We start from the raw sequence: 16,219 nt of genomic DNA on the forward strand, positions 1-16,219 counted from the left end.
GAGAATTAATTTGAAAAGATGTTTAAGTTAATTTTACTTTTGTAAAAAATTACGAAAAATGATTATCAGAAAAGCCACAAAAAACGACATGCCATCCGTTTTAGAATTGATTCAAGAATTAGCTACTTTTGAAAAAGAACCTGATGCTGTTGTCGTTACTGTTGCTGATTTAATTCGCGATGGTTTTTCAGAAAATCCGCTTTTTCAGTGTTTTGTTGCCGAAGTTGATGGCGACCCGAGCCAAAGCGAACAGGCGAAGCAAATTATCGGAATGGCTTTATACTATTATCGTTATTCGACTTGGAAAGGAAAAACCATCCATTTAGAAGATTTAATTGTAAAAGAAAACAAACGCGGAACAGGTGCTGGCTTTGCGCTTTACAAAGAAATCATCAAACAAGGAAAAGCAGAAAATGTCCGCAGAATCGAATGGAATGTTTTAGACTGGAACACACCAGCTATTGATTTCTATGAAAAATCAGGCGCTAAAGTTTTAGGCGATTGGCGTGTGGTACACATGGACGACAAAGGAATAGAACGATTTTTGATTGAAGATTAACGATTTAAGATTTTTGAAGTAAATACTAATTGACACATTGGCTAATTGCCATATTGACTAATTGAACTCATGAAAATATTCAAATTTGGAGGCGCATCGGTTAAAGATGCCGAAGGCGTAAAAAACGTATTACATGTTTTAAACACAGTAGGACACGAAGATGTTTTATTGGTAATTTCCGCTATGGGAAAAACCACAAATGCATTAGAAGTGGTAATCAAAAATTACTTTGATAAATCGAAGGAATTACACGCATCGCTTCAAGAAGTTCGAAAGTACCACAACCAAATTTTATTAGACTTATTTGAAGACGAAGATCACGATGTGTTTTTTGATGTAAACGCTCATTTTGATGATTTAGAATATTTTATTCGCAGTAACAAATCGCCAAATTATAGTTTTGTTTACGATCAAGTGGTGAGTATTGGAGAATTAGTTTCCACTACGATTGTAAGTCATTATTTCAATTATAGTGGCTTAAAAAACAATTGGATTGATGTTCGCCCATTAATTAAAACCGACAACAATTACCGCGATGCGCAAGTAGATTGGGAAACCACTCAAAAGTTAATTTCAAAAGGTGTTAAAAAGAAAACCCTAAATATCACACAAGGATTTTTAGGTTCGGATGAGAATAATTTTACGACTACTTTAGGTCGTGAAGGTTCGGATTACACGGCTGCGATTTTTGCGTATTGTTTAGGTGCCGAAAGCGTTACCATTTGGAAAGACGTTCCTGGAGTTTTAAATGCCGATCCAAGATATTTTGAAAATGCGGTTTTGTTGAACCAAATTTCATACAGAGAAGCTATTGAGTTAGCTTTTTATGGAGCTTCGGTAATTCATCCAAAAACGTTACAACCTTTACAGAAAAAGGAAATTCCGTTGTTTGTAAAATCGTTTATCAATCCAACATTACCAGGAACTAGTGTTTCAAAAGGAGCTGATTTAGAACCACACACGCCTTGTTTTATTGTGAAGAAAAACCAATTATTGTTATCGTTATCGTCTATTGATTTCGATTTCATTATGGAAAATCACATTAGTGAAATCTTTGCTTTGTTTGCGAAATTCAAAGTAAAAGTGAATTTAATTCAAAACACGGCAATTAGTTTTTCAGTTTGTATCGAAGACAAGTACAACAACTTTGAAGAGTTACGAAAAGTATTAGCAAAGAAATTCAAAGTTTCCTATAACGAAAATGTATCACTTTACACCATCAGACATTTTGATGAAAATGCTTCAAAAGTAGTAGAAACAAACAAAACAATATTGTTGCGTCAGATTTCGAGAGAAACGATGCAGGTGATTACTAAGGAGTAGTTTTAAAATAAATTACCGCTGATTCGCAGATTATTATTTAAAAAAATCAGCGAATCAGCGGTTCAAACAAAATCATTCCTTTTTTCCAACAATAAATACTACTTTTGAAGATTCGGAGTTATAGTATTTATGCAAAAAATTGTTTTTTTAGCGGGATTTCTGTTGTGTTTTTTGAGCGGTTTTGCTCAAGAGACATTACAATCCTATCCGACTAAAAAAATTGCGTTTTCTAAAGACACGATTTCAATAGAAAAATTCAGTTTAAACAATTCCTTTTTCGAAATTAAAGACAAAAACGGAAAAATCATTGATACGAGCTTTTACAAAGTAAATTTCCAAAAAGGAACTTTGGTTTTCACCAAAGAAATCAATACTTCTGATTCTTTAGTAGTTCGCTATTCTAAATTTCCAGAGTTTTTAACCAAAACGTATTCTATTTATGATGACGATAAAGTGGTTTCAAACGAAGCTGGAAAATTAGTCGTTTTCAAAAAAGACAAAAACACCAAATTCAAGCCTTTCGACGGATTGAATACTTCGGGAAGTATTACACGTGGCGTAACCGTTGGAAACAATCAAAACACGGTGGTGAATTCGAATTTAGATTTGCAAATCACAGGAAAAATTTCGGATAAAGTCAGTTTGCGTGCTTCCATTCAAGACAGCAATATTCCGTTGCAGGAAGGTGGTTATTCGCAAAAATTGGATGAGTTTGATCAAATTTTCATCGAATTATTTTCGGATAAATGGAACATTCGTGCGGGTGATTTATTTTTGGAAAACAGAAAATCAGCTTTCCTTAATTTCAATAAAAAAGTACAAGGATTATCTACTCGTTTTACCTTTGGAACACCTGATAAAAAAACCGAAGTAGTTGCTTCTGGCGCTTTGGTACGTGGACAATATGCGCGAAGTAGTTTTGTTGGTCAAGAAGGAAATCAAGGACCGTATAAATTGCGTGGAAATAATAACGAATTATACGTTTTAGTAATTTCTGGTTCGGAACGGGTTTATGTGAACGGAATTTTGAAAACGCGTGGAGAAAACAACGATTATATCATCGATTACAATGCTGGAGAAATCATTTTTACTTCTTTATTTCCGATTACTTCCGAAATGCGAATCAATGTAGAATATCAATACACCGATAGAAATTTTACCCGATTTATAACATATGGCGGAATTTCGCACGAGCGAGAAAATTGGCAAATTGGTGGTTATGTCTATTCAGAAAGTGATGTAAAAAATCAGCCGTTGCAACAAAATTTATCTTCGGAACAAATTGATATTTTACAAAACGCTGGTGATGATATTTCGCAAATGAATAGTCCTTCAGCGTATTTGGATTCTTATTCCGAAAATAAAATTTTGTACAAAAAAGTGATTATTGGAGCTGATGAAGTGTTTGAATATTCGAATAATCCAACAGACGAATTGTACAATGTGCGATTTTCTTTGGTAGGAAATTTTCAAGGAAATTATGTTTTGGTCAACAATCAAGCCATTGGAAAAATTTATGAATATGTAACGCCAATCGGAGGAATTCCGCAAGGAAATTATGAACCAATTGTCCGTTTGATTGCGCCTACAAAAATTCAAATGGCAACGATTTTAGGAAAATACAATCCGAGTGAGAAAACACTTTTAGATTTTGAAGTAGCATTAAGTAACAGCGACCAAAATTTATATTCGAATTTAGACGACAATAACAATAAAGGTTTTGCTGGGAAATTCAACGGAAAACAACGCCTTTTTGATGGAAAAACTAAGATTGATGCGTTTGCGAATTATCAGTTGGTGCAAGAAAATTTCAAAACGATTGAACGTTTGTACAATATTGAATTTAACAGAGATTGGAATATTACTTCGACTTTATTAGGTAATCAAAGTTTTTTGACTTCGGGATTGGATTTTAATTTCAATAACAAAGGAAAAGCGATATATCAGTTTGAAAATTTAGCTTTTGGCGATGCTTTTTCGGGAAATAAACATACTTTTTCAGGAAGATATGCTACCAAAAATTGGATGATTTGGAGTAATTCAAGCATAATGAAAAGCGATTCCGAACTTTCAAATTCGTCTTTTTCTCGAAGCGAAAATCGATCGTCGTATAAATTGGGTAAAAATTGGGTTGGTGCCACAGTGAATTTAGAAGACAATTCGGAAAAACTGAAAGCAACCAATACATTTTCGGCGTTAAGCCAACGTTTTTTAGAATATGGCGCTTTTGTAGGAAGAGGTGATTCAACAAAGGTTTTTGTGGAATTGGGATTTTTACAACGCCAAAATGATAGTTTGCAAAACAACCGAATTGAACGTGTAAATCATTCGAATTCGTATTACTTAAAATCTCAATTAATTAAAACCGAAAAAAGCAATTTGAGCGTGTTTTTGAATTATCGTACTTTGAAATATGAAGATTCAAACTTAAAAGACGAACCATCGTTGAATTCACGAATTTTGTATTCCGATAGATTTTTTGGACAATTGATTCAAACTACAACCGCCTATGAAACCAGTTCGGGAACGATAGCACAACAAGAATTTACCTATTTACAAGTAGAACCTGGACAAGGTGTTTACATGTGGAACGATTATAATGGTAATGGAATTCAGGAATTGCAAGAATTTGAAATTGCTCCGTATTCTGATTTAGCAATTTATGTTCGAGTGTTTTTACCAAATCAGGTTTTTGTACGAACGCATCAAAATAAATTCTCACAGGCGTTGAATTTTAATTTTAACCAATGGCAAAATGAAAGTGGTTTTAAGAAATTTGCTTCGCACTTTTACAATCAAACTTCGTTTTTAATAGAACGTAAAATTAGAAGAGATGGTTCTAATTTCGATTTGAATCCGTTTTCAAAAAATGATGATGAGTTGATTGGTTTGAATACGAATTTTAGAAATAGTTTGTTTTTTAATCGCGGAAAACAATATCATTCCACCACTTATTCTTTCTTAATTAATGAAAGTCAAAATTTACTTTCTGTAGGGAGTATTTCGGCTAAAAATCAATCACATCAATTGCAATATCAGCATTTGGTAAAGAAAAGTTGGTTGTTTAATTTTTCAGGAAGCACTACTAAAACTGAATCTACTTCTGAGAATTATCCAAATCGAAATTTTGAGATTGAAAGTTATCAATTAGAACCGAAAATTGGCTATTTGTTTTCCAAAAACGCGAGTTGGGATATTTTTTATGAATTTCAACAAAAAGAAAATCAAATTGGCGCTTTTGAAACGTTAAAACAAACACGTTTAGGAACATCGTTTACCTTCAACAGCGAAAAAGGATTTAGCATGAATGGCGAGTTTTCAATGTACAAGAATACATATGAAGGAAACGCCTTATCAGCAGTAGGCTTTCAAATGTTAGAAGGTTTACAGCCTGGCAAAAATCAAACATGGAGACTGCTTTTACAGAAAAATTTGACCCAATATTTAGATATTAATATTAATTATCAAGGTAGAAATAGCGAAACCAGTAAAACGATTCACACAGGAAACATCCAATTAAGAGCGTTTTTTTAGTTAATATTTAGATTAATTCTACATTTCTACTTAATTTTACAAGCTTATTTCAATTTTTTACAATGAAGAATCTTCTAATAAAATTATTTTTTATTTTATTTATAAACTTTGGTTTTAGTCAGTTAAGTAGTAAACACTGGTTACCGCCTTTGCATTGTAGAGATGCTTCTTCTGTGGCTGACCACTATTTATACTTGTCCACTCAGGAAACAACTCCTTTTCAAGTTACAGTTACAGATGGCGCTGGAAACCCTTTTGGAGCAAGCCCATATACTATTTCAGCTACTACTCCCTTAACAATAGATATTGGATTTGGACAAAACACAAAAATGTTTGTTGGACAAGAAAATGTAAACATTGTTTTAAGTGATAGCGGAATTATTTTGGAAGGACCCAAGGATTTTTATGTAAGTTTTAGAGTTAGGTCGCAAAACCACGCCGAAATGTTAGTTTCAAAAGGAAGACCAGGAATAGGAACAAGTTTTAGATTAGGACACATCATAAACGAAAGCTTTGATCCACGAAAATCATTTGTTACAAGTGTGATGGCAACAGAAGACAATACCAACATAACTTTGTCTGATTATGACCCAAATGTTATTTTTACCACAAGTACGGGTTTTATAAATGCCGCTTCTCAAAGTTTCTTATTAAATGCCGGACAAAGTATTATTTTTACAGGTTATAGCGATACTTTTGAAAATTTAGATGGTGCTATTGGAGCTTTAATAAGTTCTGACAAACCTGTAGCAGTTAATAGCGGTAATGCTTTAGGTGGAATTGAATCAAGTAGAGCTGATTTTGCTCTTGATCAAATTGTTTCGTCCTCGCAAATAGGAAATGAATATATATTTATTGAAGGAAACGGGCTTGCTTCTATGGAATTACCCTTAATTGTAGCTAATGAGGATAATACCGAAATATTTGTCAATGGTTCTGCAACTCCAAATGCTACTATAAATGCTGGTGATTATTATTTAGTTGATAATTCCTTTTACCAAGGCACAACAAATAGAAATATTTATGTTAGAACTTCAAAAAACGTATACGCTTATCAATTACTAGGTGGCGGAAATGATACAGCCACAGCAGGATTAAATTTTATTCCACCCTTGAGTTGTTTCTTTCAAAATTCGGTAAACATTCCTGACGTGAATGTGATTGGATCAACTTCTTATAATGCCGACTTAATGGTCTTAACTTACGCTTCGGCAACAATTACTATAAATGGCGCAACTATTTCAAATACAGAAGCACAAACTGTACAAGGAAACACTGATTGGGTAACATACAGAATATCTGGGGTTAGTGGAAATGTTAATATTGAATCAACTGGACCTTTAGCTGTTGGGGTTTTTGGATATTTCAACAATGTGGCTGGTTTTGCAGGATATTATTCAGGTTTTGGAAGCAACCCAGAAGATACAGATGTTGCAGTTTGCTCTAATGAAACTGTTAATCTTTTTGAATCTATAACAGGTAACCCTGGCGAAAATGGTACTTGGACCGTTCCAACCGGTGGTGCGCCATTAAATAATGATGTTTTTGACCCAACAATCAATATTCCGGGTGAGTATATTTATCAATTTACAAAAGACTGCAACTCATCACCTACAACAATTCCTGTAAAAGTTAATGTTACCATTCAACAAGCGCCAAATGCGGGAACAAGTTTAAATTATTCAACATGCGTAAACGCTAATTCATTTGACTTATTTACTCTATTAGGCACTACCACAACCACTGGAGGAACTTGGTCTTCTGCTCTTTCTTCTGGAACGAGCGTTTTTAATCCAGCTTTAGATTCATCAGGTGTTTATACATACACAATACCTCAAAGTGGTGCATGTCCAGAGGTTTCTGCAAGTGTTACAATAACAAATAATCCAATTCCAACCGCACCAGTGATTTCTGATTTTAGCTTGTGTGATAACAACCTTGACGGGGATGACACAAATGGATTTGTTACTTTTGATTTAACTCAAAAAAATACTGAAATTACAACTCTTATCCCTGGATACAATATTACTTATCATGCCGATTTAACAGAAGCAATAGCCGGAAGTAACAGCATAACTTCGACATATGCAACGAATAGAATTATTTATGTAAGATTAACAAATACAACTAACGGATGTTACTTTACTGCTACATTTAATCTAGTTGTTAATCCCAAACCTATTATAAATGCTATTGTTACTTTAAAACAGTGTGATACCGATACAGACGCAAACACAACATTCAATTTAACACAAGCTAATGTTTTAATTTCTACAGATAGCAATTTAACCTTTTCATACCACAATAGTTTAGCGGGAGCTAATAATAACAACGACATCGTTGCTAATGAAATTGCGTTCAATGCAGCTAACGGAAGTACGGTTTGGGCAAGAATAACAAATTCAAATGGTTGTTTTAGAACTTCAAGAGTTAATTTAGTTGTTTCAGCTACAACAGTTCCTCAAACCTATAGATATACAATTGATGATGTTTGCGACGATTATTTAAGTGCAACAGATCCTGATGGAGATGGAATAGGATATTTTAATTTAACCGAAATTGAACCTGCTTTAACAAACCAATTTCCTGCAGGTCAATCGTATACTTTTACTTATTATTTAAATCAAAATGATGCCGAAACGGAGCAAAATGCAATAATTGATATTACAAATTTTAGAAATACAGTTGCTAGCAATCAACTTATTTGGGTTCGAATTGAAAGTAATTTATTCGAATGTGCTGGATTAGGTCCATTTTTAGAATTAATTGTTAACCCATTACCCGATACTAATTTAGGTGATGATTTTGTTATTTGTATTGATCCAGTAACTGGAATTGGCTCTCAAACTATAAATGCAACACCAATTACACCTGGAAATTATAGTTACGCTTGGACTCCAGCTAACCCAAGTGGAAACATACCAACTTACAACATTACCACGCCTGGAACTTACGAAGTAACCGTAACTAATTTAGACACCACATGTAGTTTTACAGATTCTGTTGAAGCTACTTTTTCTTCTGAACCAGCAAGTGTTACTGCCGAACTATTAACGCCAGCTTTTTCCACTGGTTTAGCTACAATTCAAGCATTAGCAATTGGAGGATTTGGTATTTATGAATATAGCTTAAATGCTCTGGATTGGCAACCAAGTCCTGTTTTTAGTAATTTACCAAATGGATCTTACACCATTTATGTAAGAGATATTCAAGGTTGTGGCTTACTATTAACTAACACGATTCAAACCATTACTTATCCTAACTATTTTACTCCAAACGGAGATGGTTATAATGACAGATGGAATATTAATTTACCAGAAGATTATCATGGCTTAATTTCAATTTATGATCGTTATGGTAAATTGATGAAACAAATGAGTCCAGACAGCTTAGGTTGGGACGGAACATTCAACGGAGAATTATTGCCTTCTACTGACTACTGGTTTAAAGTTGAATATGACGAGGACAACATAAGAAAAGAATTCAAATCGCATTTTAGTTTAAAAAGATAATTGCAAATGGGAACTATAGAAACCATAATTAATGGAAATATTGCTACTTTACTATTTTTTCATCCATCAAGCAATTCATTTCCGAGTACATTATTACAACAATTAACTAATGAAATTAATGCTTTAAGTAAAAATGATTCCGTTTCTATAATTGTTTTAAAAAGTGCAGGAACAGGTGCCTTTTGTGCAGGAGCCTCATTTGACGAATTACTTTCTGTAAGCAATTATGAAGAAGGGAGTCGCTTCTTTTCTGGATTTGCTAATGTAATCAATGCTATGAGAAAATGTCCTAAATTAATCATTGGAAGAATTCATGGTAAAGCCGTTGGAGGTGGAGTTGGATTAGCTTCTGCCTGTGATTATTCATTTGCAACGATAAAAAGTGAAGTCAAACTTTCTGAAATTGCTATTGGAATTGGACCTTTTGTAATAGAACCAGCTGTTTCAAGAAAAATTGGGAAAATGGCCATGTCAGAAATGACTCTTAACCCAACCGCTTGGAAAAGTTCAAAATGGGCATTTGAAAAAGGATTATTTTCTGAAGTATTCGAAACCATTGAAGATTTAGACATAAGACTTGAAGAATATACTAAAGAACTTTCATCTTACAATCCTGATGCCTTATTAGAAATGAAGAAAGTGCTTTGGGAAGGAACAAGTCATTGGGAAAGTTTACTTTATGAAAGAGCTGCAATTTCCGGAAGGCTAGTATTATCAGATTTTACTAAAAACGCATTAGAAAAATTTAAAAAATGAGAAGTTTAATCATTTTCCTTCAACAAGTTAATGTTGAGCAAAAATTAAAAAACGCTCCAGATAGTCAATATCAAATTGGAGTACTAATTGGTTCATTCGTACCTTTTATTGTATTAATTGGAATTGCCTACGCACTTTATTACAGAGCAAAAAAGAAAGAAAAAATTTAAATTAAGTAAGATGTCAAACATAAGAATTACCAAACAGTTTAGCTTTGAAACAGGCCATGCCCTTTATGGTTATGATGGAAAGTGTAAAAATGTACATGGGCATAGCTATAAACTATCCGTTACTGTAATTGGAAAACCCATAAAAGACACTTCAAATGTAAAATATGGAATGGTGATTGACTTTGGTGATTTAAAAAAAATCGTGAAGGAACAAATTGTAGACGTCTTTGACCATGCTACTGTTTTTAATAAAAACACCCCTCATGTTGAATTAGCACACGAATTAAAATCAAGAGGCCATGATGTGATTTTAGTTGATTACCAACCCACAAGTGAAAATATGGTAATTGATTTTTCTAATAAAATTAAAAATCTTTTACCTAACAATATAAAACTGCATTCCCTTAGATTACAAGAAACTGAAACTTCTTTTGCTGAATGGTTTGCTTCTGATAATGAATAAGGAAAATCTATGAAAATCTATTTCGCATCCGATCAACACTTTGGGGCTCCAACTCCCGAATTAAGTTTTCCTAGAGAACAAAAATTTATTCAATGGCTTGATATTGTTAAGCAAGATGCCGATGCAATCTTTTTATTAGGTGATTTGTTCGACTTTTGGTTCGAATACAAAACCGTTGTTCCAAAAGGCTTTGTAAGAGTTTTAGGGAAATTGGCTGAAATTAAAGATTCAGGTATTCCAATCTATTTTTTTGTAGGAAATCATGATTTATGGATGAATGATTATTTCCAAAAAGAGCTAAATATTCCCGTTTATCATGATAATCAAGAATTTACTTTTAACAATAAAACGTTTTTAATTGGTCATGGGGATGGAAAAGGCCCTGGCGACATGGGTTACAAACGAATGAAAAAAGTCTTTACCAATCCGTTTTCAAAATGGTTGTTTCGTTGGTTACACCCTGATATTGGTGTGAAATTAGCCCAATATCTATCTGTTAAAAACAAACTGATTTCAGGCGCAGAAGATGTAAAATACTTAGGTGAAGAAAACGAATGGTTAGTTCAATATTGCAAAAGAAAAATAGAAAGCAAACACTATGACTTTTTTGTTTTTGGTCACCGTCATTTACCATTGGAAATTGATTTGACTGAAAATTCGAAATACGTAAACTTAGGCGATTGGATTGGCTATTTTACCTATGGCGTTTTTGATGGCGAAAAAATGGAATTGAAAGAATTCAAAAATTAATTTTCCGTATTTTTCTCCAATGCTTCAACTTCTTTTTCTAAATCTAATTTTCTAAAAGAAGGCGAAATCAAAGCGGTTACAATGACGGTTCCAATAGTCATACAACCACCAAAAACCACAGCCCGAACAACTCCAAATAATTTAGCTGTTACACCACTTTCAAAAGCACCTAATTCATTTGAAGAACCTACAAAAATTGAATTCACAGAAGAAACTCTACCGCGCATATTATCAGGCGTGTGTAATTGTAAGATCGTATTTCTAATGACAACCGATACACCATCAGCAACGCCACTTAAAAACAAAGCCAATACCGAAATCCAAAATATTTCGGATAATCCAAACACAATAATACATACTCCAAATATGAAAATGGCGGATAACAGCTTCACTCCTGCATTTTTATTCAGCGAAAAATAAGCCGCAATCAACATCGTTAAGATTGAACCGACGGCTGGAGCTGCCCGCAAAACACCAAAGCCTTCTGAACCTACTTTTAAAATATCTTGCGCAAAAATGGGCAACAAAGCTACTGCTCCACCAAATAAAACAGCAAACATATCCAATGAAATGGCACCTAAAATGGTCTTATTGGTAAATACGAATTTCACACCTTCTTTTAAACTTTGAAAAATTGGTTCCCCTATTTTTGGATTCAAAATTGGCTTTTTCGAAATTTGGGTCAACCAAAGCAACGCAAATAATGTACAGGCAAATACCAAACACATCGACCAATGCACACCAATTATTCCAATAGAAATTCCAGCTAATGCAGGCCCAAACATTGCGCCCATTTGCCAAGTAGAACTGCTCCAAGTTGCAGCGTTTGGATAATTTTTCTTAGGAACAATTAATGATAACAATGAAAAAACAGTTGGTCCAATAAACGCACGAACAATTCCGCCAAGGAAAACTAGGGCATAAATAATCCACAAAATGGTTGATTTTGAAAGCGCAGAAACAACACTTGGAATTGTAACTAAAAATAACCCTAAACTAATTACCGAAAAACCAACAAGACATTTTATCAAAAGACTTTTCTTTTCGTTTTGATCTACAATATGACCCGCAAATAAAGCCATAGAAACCGCTGGAATAATTTCCATTAAACCAATAATTCCTAACGAAAGTGGGTTTTTAGTTAAACTATATACTTCCCATTCTATAATTACAAATTGCATTGACCAAGCAAATACCATTGCAAATCGCATTCCTAAAAAAAAACGAAATTCTTTGAAACGAAGTGCTGCGTAAGGATCTTTTTTAGCCATTTGAAGAATTGATATCGCGTAATTGCAGTTGCAAAGTTACAGTATCTTTCCATTCATTTTCTTCCAATGAAAAAATAGCATCAAATTTATTTTTATGAGAAACTACATCTAATTTATTTCCCAATCCAAAACCAATAGCTCCAAAACTTTCCGAATTACCTTGCTTTACAAATGCTTTCAAATGTTCGTTATCAGTACCTAAATTTTTCGCATAACCAGAATCCGTTAGATTTTTCGCTAAAAATAATGGTGTCATATTTTCAGGTCCGAAAGGTTCAAATTGCTTCAATAAACGCATCAACTTCGGATTAATTTCAGATAATTCGATTTCGGCATCATAAGAAATCTCTGGAGTCAACAAATCGGGATGAATGGTTTCTTGCACGATTTTTTCGAAGGCATTTTTGAAGTTTTCATAATTTTCTTCCAAAAGCGTCATTCCAGCAGCATACATGTGACCACCGAATTGCTCCAGATGTTCCGCACAAGCTTCCAACGCATTATAGACGTCAAAATCTTTCACAGAACGGGCTGAAGCTGCTAATTTCTCTCCACTTTTTGTAAAAACAATGGTTGGGCGATAATAATTTTCAACCAATCGAGAAGCCACAATTCCGATAACCCCTTTGTGCCAATTTTCTTGATATACAACCGTTGAAAATCGGTTTTGTTCGTTATTTTCTTCAATTTGGAGTAAAGCTTCTTTGGTAATTTGTTTGTCTAATTCTTTTCTATCGGAATTATGTTGCTCGATTTCGGAGGCAAATTGTTCCGCTTGATCTAAATCGTATTCGGTTAATAAAGCAACCGCTTCGTTTCCGTGTTTGATTCTTCCAGCTGCATTGATTCTTGGTGCCACAATAAAAACGACATCAGTAATTGTCAAGACTTTCTTCTTTACATTTTGAATCAAAGCTTTTATTCCTGGTCGCGGATTGGAATTAATCACTTCCAATCCAAATTTTGCTAAAACCCGATTTTCACCCGTAATCGGAACGATATCAGCAGCAATGGCTGTCGCTACCAAATCTAAATACAGTACTAAATCATCAATAGTTTGGTTTCTATTTTCGGCTAAAGCCTGTATCAATTTAAACCCAACACCGCAACCACATAATTCATCATATGGATACGAGCAATCTTCGCGTTTTGGATCTAAAACTGCAACCGCATCGGGCAAAATATCGCCTGGTCGATGGTGGTCGCAAATGATAAAATCGATGTTTTTTGCTTTGGCATAATTGACATGCTCAATCGATTTGATACCACAATCCAACGCAATAATTAAGGAAATATCGTTGTCTTCGGCATAATCAATTCCCATGTAAGAAATGCCGTAACCTTCTGCATATCTATCGGGAATATAGGTCGCAACATTCGGATAAAAACTTCGTAAATAACTCGAAACTAAGGAAACAGCGGTTGTTCCATCGACATCGTAATCACCGAAAATTAAGATATTTTCGTTGTTAGCAATCGCTTTTTCAATTCGCGCCACCGCTTTGTCCATATCTTTCATGAGATACGGATTGTGTAAATCGGCTAAAGTGGGACGAAAAAAGGTTTTGGCTTGTTCGAAGGTTTCAACACCTCGCTGAACTAATAATTTTGCGATGATTTCATCGACTTGAAGGATGCTCTGAATGGCTTGTACTTTTTCTGAATTTGGCTTAGATTTTGGATTCCAACGCATAGTTTAATTACGAATTAAAAATTATGAATTATTTATTTTGGCTTATATAATTGAATGACAAAGGTATAAATATTTTTTGTTTTTTCAGTTGTCATTTCCACGTAAGGAGAAATCTCACTACAACTTATGATAAAATATTTTCACCTCAACTTTTGCAAATTGACGAAACATTTCCATCACACCACAATATTTTTCTACGGATAAATTCACGGCTTTTTCTAGCTTTTTCTCGTCTAAATTGTCTCCGTAAAAATGGTAATCGACTTTTACTGTGTGATAGGTTTTTGGATGTTCTTCGGTTAATTCACCTGAAGTTTCAATTTTGAAATCAGCTACTTCTAACTTCATTTTTTCGATTAAAGAAGCTACGTCTAAACCTGTGCAACCCGCTAAAGCTGATAACATCAACGCTTTTGGACGCAAGCCTTTTCCTTCGCCTCCATTTTCAGGACCAGCATCAATTGAAACAATATCTCCACTTGGATTAGTGGACTCAAATTGCATGTTACCTTTCCAGGTGGTGGTTACGTTGTGTGTTTCCATTGTTTTTTTGCTAAGAACAAACTAATTTAATTAATTACTATTTGCGATTCTCTTTAACAGTGATGCTGTTTTTTCATCTAAACTAGCATTAAAATGTAATCTCGTTGGATTTTTATTCGTAATCATTTTATAAAAAACACAAGCATTTAAAAAAGAACCTATTTTTGAAGGATGAAATTCATCATCATATAATTGAATCTCAGGATAATTATTACAAATATTAAAATGAATATTTGGATGATTAGAAATTATCATCTTTTGTTTTAAATTTATCTGATTTAATGCTTCATTCAAAATTCTGAGATGTTCTTTTTCATTTAAAACTTCTTCCGAACAAAACTTTTCATCCGAATTTAAATTATTAATTGGAAACTTTACATAATCAAAATCAGATTTAGGCAAACAAATACTCTTTATTGGATAATGTTGAACTTTTGGAATCCATGTATTAAAAAATATATACTTACAATTCTTATTACGATTTAGCACCTTTATTTCTACTATATCTGACTGAACTAGTTCATCAACCAACTCCTTAGAAAATAACATATCTGGTGCTTCTTGAATGATAATCAAATCCCAACTTCGAGAAGAAATTATTTTTTCAGTTTCAGTTATCTCAAAATCTTTTTTACGAATCGTGTAAATATTATCCCCATCTCTTCTGTAAATTATATTATTAAGATGACTATTTAATGTCATTCCAGGATAAGCTGCTTGTTCAATTAAATAATGTGTTGATTTCTCATTCAACATTTGTTGTACCATTTTTGGCATATCATGATAGTAAGTCAAGCTATTTCCAATAAACAATATATTTACTTTCTCAACCTGTTCGACAGGTTTTGATTTACAACTATAAAAAATAATAAATAGTATTGCTAAAATTTCTTTCATATTAACTTACTTCAAACTCTTCCCTCCCACAACCACAACAATCTCACCTTTAGCCGGCTTTACTTCAAAGTGCTTTAACACTTCTTCTGCGGTTCCTCTTACGGTTTCTTCGTGTAATTTGGATAATTCTCGAGAAACAGAAACAGGTCTGTCGGCGCCGAAATATTGTACAAATTCAGCTAAGGTTTTATTTAATTTGTGTGGCGATACATAGAAAATCATCGTGCGATATTCCTCTTGTAAAGCTAAAAATCGGGTTTGTCTTCCTTTTTTATCAGGTAAAAATCCTTCGAATACGAATTTATCATTGGGCAGACCGCTATTCACCAAAGCCGGTACAAAAGCAGTTGCTCCTGGTAAACATTCCACATCAATTCCATTTTCCACACAAGCGCGTGTAAGCAAAAATCCTGGATCGGAAATCGCTGGAGTTCCTGCATCGCTAATTAACGCAATGGTTACGCCTGCTTGTAATCGCTTCACCAAATTTTCAACGGTTTTGTGTTCGTTGTGCATGTGGTGGCTGTGCATGTGCGTAGCAATTTCGAAGTGTTTTAACAATTTTCCGCTGGTACGTGTATCTTCTGCTAAAATTAAATCGACTTCTTTCAGTACTCTAATGGCACGAAAAGTCATGTCTTCTAAATTGCCAATTGGCGTTGGAACAATATATAATTTACTCATTTAAAACTATTTATAAACACAGATTTCATGAATTAGCACAAATTTTAAAAACATATAAGTCATA

General features: G+C 33.7%; 13 protein-coding genes. 8 read left to right on the top strand and 5 right to left on the bottom strand.

Annotation, left to right across the window (positions count from 1 at the left end; all coding sequences use genetic code 11):
- The first annotated feature begins 58 nt into the window (after window positions 1-58).
- The 8 genes from B2741_RS12595 (at window position 59) to B2741_RS12630 (ending at window position 11,067) form a co-directional block, all read left to right on the top strand.
- Window positions 59-559 (top strand): GNAT family N-acetyltransferase, encoded by a 501-nt coding sequence (locus B2741_RS12595; RefSeq protein WP_291139514.1) that lies wholly within the window; start codon window positions 59-61, stop codon window positions 557-559.
- A gap of 69 nt (window positions 560-628) precedes the next feature.
- Window positions 629-1,882 carry an aspartate kinase gene (locus B2741_RS12600; protein WP_291139517.1) on the top strand — a complete coding sequence of 418 codons (1,254 nt, stop codon included), beginning with the start codon at window positions 629-631 and terminating at the stop codon, window positions 1,880-1,882.
- A gap of 129 nt (window positions 1,883-2,011) precedes the next feature.
- Window positions 2,012-5,416 (top strand): hypothetical protein, encoded by a 3,405-nt coding sequence (locus tag B2741_RS12605; RefSeq protein ID WP_291139520.1) that lies wholly within the window; start codon window positions 2,012-2,014, stop codon window positions 5,414-5,416.
- 62 nt (window positions 5,417-5,478) lie between these two features.
- Complete coding sequence (locus B2741_RS12610; RefSeq protein ID WP_291139522.1) at window positions 5,479-8,928, top strand: T9SS type B sorting domain-containing protein; 3,450 nt, start codon at window positions 5,479-5,481, stop codon at window positions 8,926-8,928.
- Window positions 8,929-8,934: 6 nt separating this feature from the next.
- Window positions 8,935-9,684, top strand: coding sequence for an enoyl-CoA hydratase/isomerase family protein (locus tag B2741_RS12615; protein ID WP_291139525.1), 750 nt, complete (start codon window positions 8,935-8,937; stop codon window positions 9,682-9,684).
- Entirely contained in the window at window positions 9,681-9,854 is a 174-nt protein-coding gene (locus tag B2741_RS12620) for a hypothetical protein (protein ID WP_291139528.1), read from the top strand. Before B2741_RS12615 ends, B2741_RS12620 begins: the two co-directional genes overlap by 4 nt.
- 10 nt (window positions 9,855-9,864) lie before the next feature.
- The gene (locus B2741_RS12625) at window positions 9,865-10,317 is read left to right on the top strand and encodes a 6-pyruvoyl trahydropterin synthase family protein (RefSeq protein ID WP_291139531.1); all 453 of its coding nucleotides are present in this window, start codon (window positions 9,865-9,867) and stop codon (window positions 10,315-10,317) included.
- 9 nt (window positions 10,318-10,326) lie between these two features.
- Window positions 10,327-11,067 carry a UDP-2,3-diacylglucosamine diphosphatase gene (locus B2741_RS12630; RefSeq protein WP_291139534.1) on the top strand — a complete coding sequence of 247 codons (741 nt, stop codon included), beginning with the start codon at window positions 10,327-10,329 and terminating at the stop codon, window positions 11,065-11,067.
- Here B2741_RS12630 and B2741_RS12635 read toward each other — a convergent pair.
- The 5 genes from B2741_RS12635 to rsmI all read right to left on the bottom strand — a co-directional run bounded on the left by B2741_RS12635 (window position 11,064) and on the right by rsmI (window position 16,155).
- Entirely contained in the window at window positions 11,064-12,338 is a 1,275-nt protein-coding gene (locus B2741_RS12635) for an MFS transporter (protein ID WP_291139537.1), read from the bottom strand. The two genes, B2741_RS12630 and B2741_RS12635, sit on opposite strands and share 4 nt — an antisense overlap.
- Window positions 12,331-14,031: a single-stranded-DNA-specific exonuclease RecJ gene (recJ, locus tag B2741_RS12640; protein WP_291139540.1), complete on the bottom strand. Its 1,701-nt coding sequence runs from the start codon at window positions 14,029-14,031 to the stop codon at window positions 12,331-12,333. The genes B2741_RS12635 and recJ overlap by 8 nt, the downstream gene beginning before the upstream one ends.
- A gap of 117 nt (window positions 14,032-14,148) precedes the next feature.
- Window positions 14,149-14,574: an OsmC family protein gene (locus tag B2741_RS12645; protein ID WP_291139543.1), complete on the bottom strand. Its 426-nt coding sequence runs from the start codon at window positions 14,572-14,574 to the stop codon at window positions 14,149-14,151.
- 30 nt (window positions 14,575-14,604) lie between these two features.
- The gene (locus tag B2741_RS12650; protein ID WP_291139546.1) at window positions 14,605-15,471 is read right to left on the bottom strand and encodes a DUF4886 domain-containing protein; all 867 of its coding nucleotides are present in this window, start codon (window positions 15,469-15,471) and stop codon (window positions 14,605-14,607) included.
- Window positions 15,472-15,477: 6 nt separating this feature from the next.
- Entirely contained in the window at window positions 15,478-16,155 is a 678-nt protein-coding gene (rsmI, locus tag B2741_RS12655) for a 16S rRNA (cytidine(1402)-2'-O)-methyltransferase (protein ID WP_291139549.1), read from the bottom strand.
- Window positions 16,156-16,219 lie beyond the last annotated feature (64 nt).

This window comes from Flavobacterium sp. UBA7663, from assembly GCF_002483315.1.
GTDB lineage: Bacteria > Bacteroidota > Bacteroidia > Flavobacteriales > Flavobacteriaceae > Flavobacterium.

Coding starts and splice junctions, on each gene's coding strand:
- B2741_RS12610 (WP_291139522.1), top strand. CDS start 5,479: ATGAAGAATCTTCTAATAAAATTATTTTTTATTTTATTTATAAACTTT.
- rsmI (WP_291139549.1), bottom strand. CDS start 16,155: ATGAGTAAATTATATATTGTTCCAACGCCAATTGGCAATTTAGAAGAC.
- B2741_RS12650 (WP_291139546.1), bottom strand. CDS start 15,471: ATGAAAGAAATTTTAGCAATACTATTTATTATTTTTTATAGTTGTAAA.
- B2741_RS12635 (WP_291139537.1), bottom strand. CDS start 12,338: ATGGCTAAAAAAGATCCTTACGCAGCACTTCGTTTCAAAGAATTTCGT.
- B2741_RS12600 (WP_291139517.1), top strand. CDS start 629: ATGAAAATATTCAAATTTGGAGGCGCATCGGTTAAAGATGCCGAAGGC.
- B2741_RS12630 (WP_291139534.1), top strand. CDS start 10,327: ATGAAAATCTATTTCGCATCCGATCAACACTTTGGGGCTCCAACTCCC.
- B2741_RS12645 (WP_291139543.1), bottom strand. CDS start 14,574: ATGGAAACACACAACGTAACCACCACCTGGAAAGGTAACATGCAATTT.
- B2741_RS12625 (WP_291139531.1), top strand. CDS start 9,865: ATGTCAAACATAAGAATTACCAAACAGTTTAGCTTTGAAACAGGCCAT.
- B2741_RS12615 (WP_291139525.1), top strand. CDS start 8,935: ATGGGAACTATAGAAACCATAATTAATGGAAATATTGCTACTTTACTA.
- recJ (WP_291139540.1), bottom strand. CDS start 14,031: ATGCGTTGGAATCCAAAATCTAAGCCAAATTCAGAAAAAGTACAAGCC.
- B2741_RS12620 (WP_291139528.1), top strand. CDS start 9,681: ATGAGAAGTTTAATCATTTTCCTTCAACAAGTTAATGTTGAGCAAAAA.
- B2741_RS12605 (WP_291139520.1), top strand. CDS start 2,012: ATGCAAAAAATTGTTTTTTTAGCGGGATTTCTGTTGTGTTTTTTGAGC.
- B2741_RS12595 (WP_291139514.1), top strand. CDS start 59: ATGATTATCAGAAAAGCCACAAAAAACGACATGCCATCCGTTTTAGAA.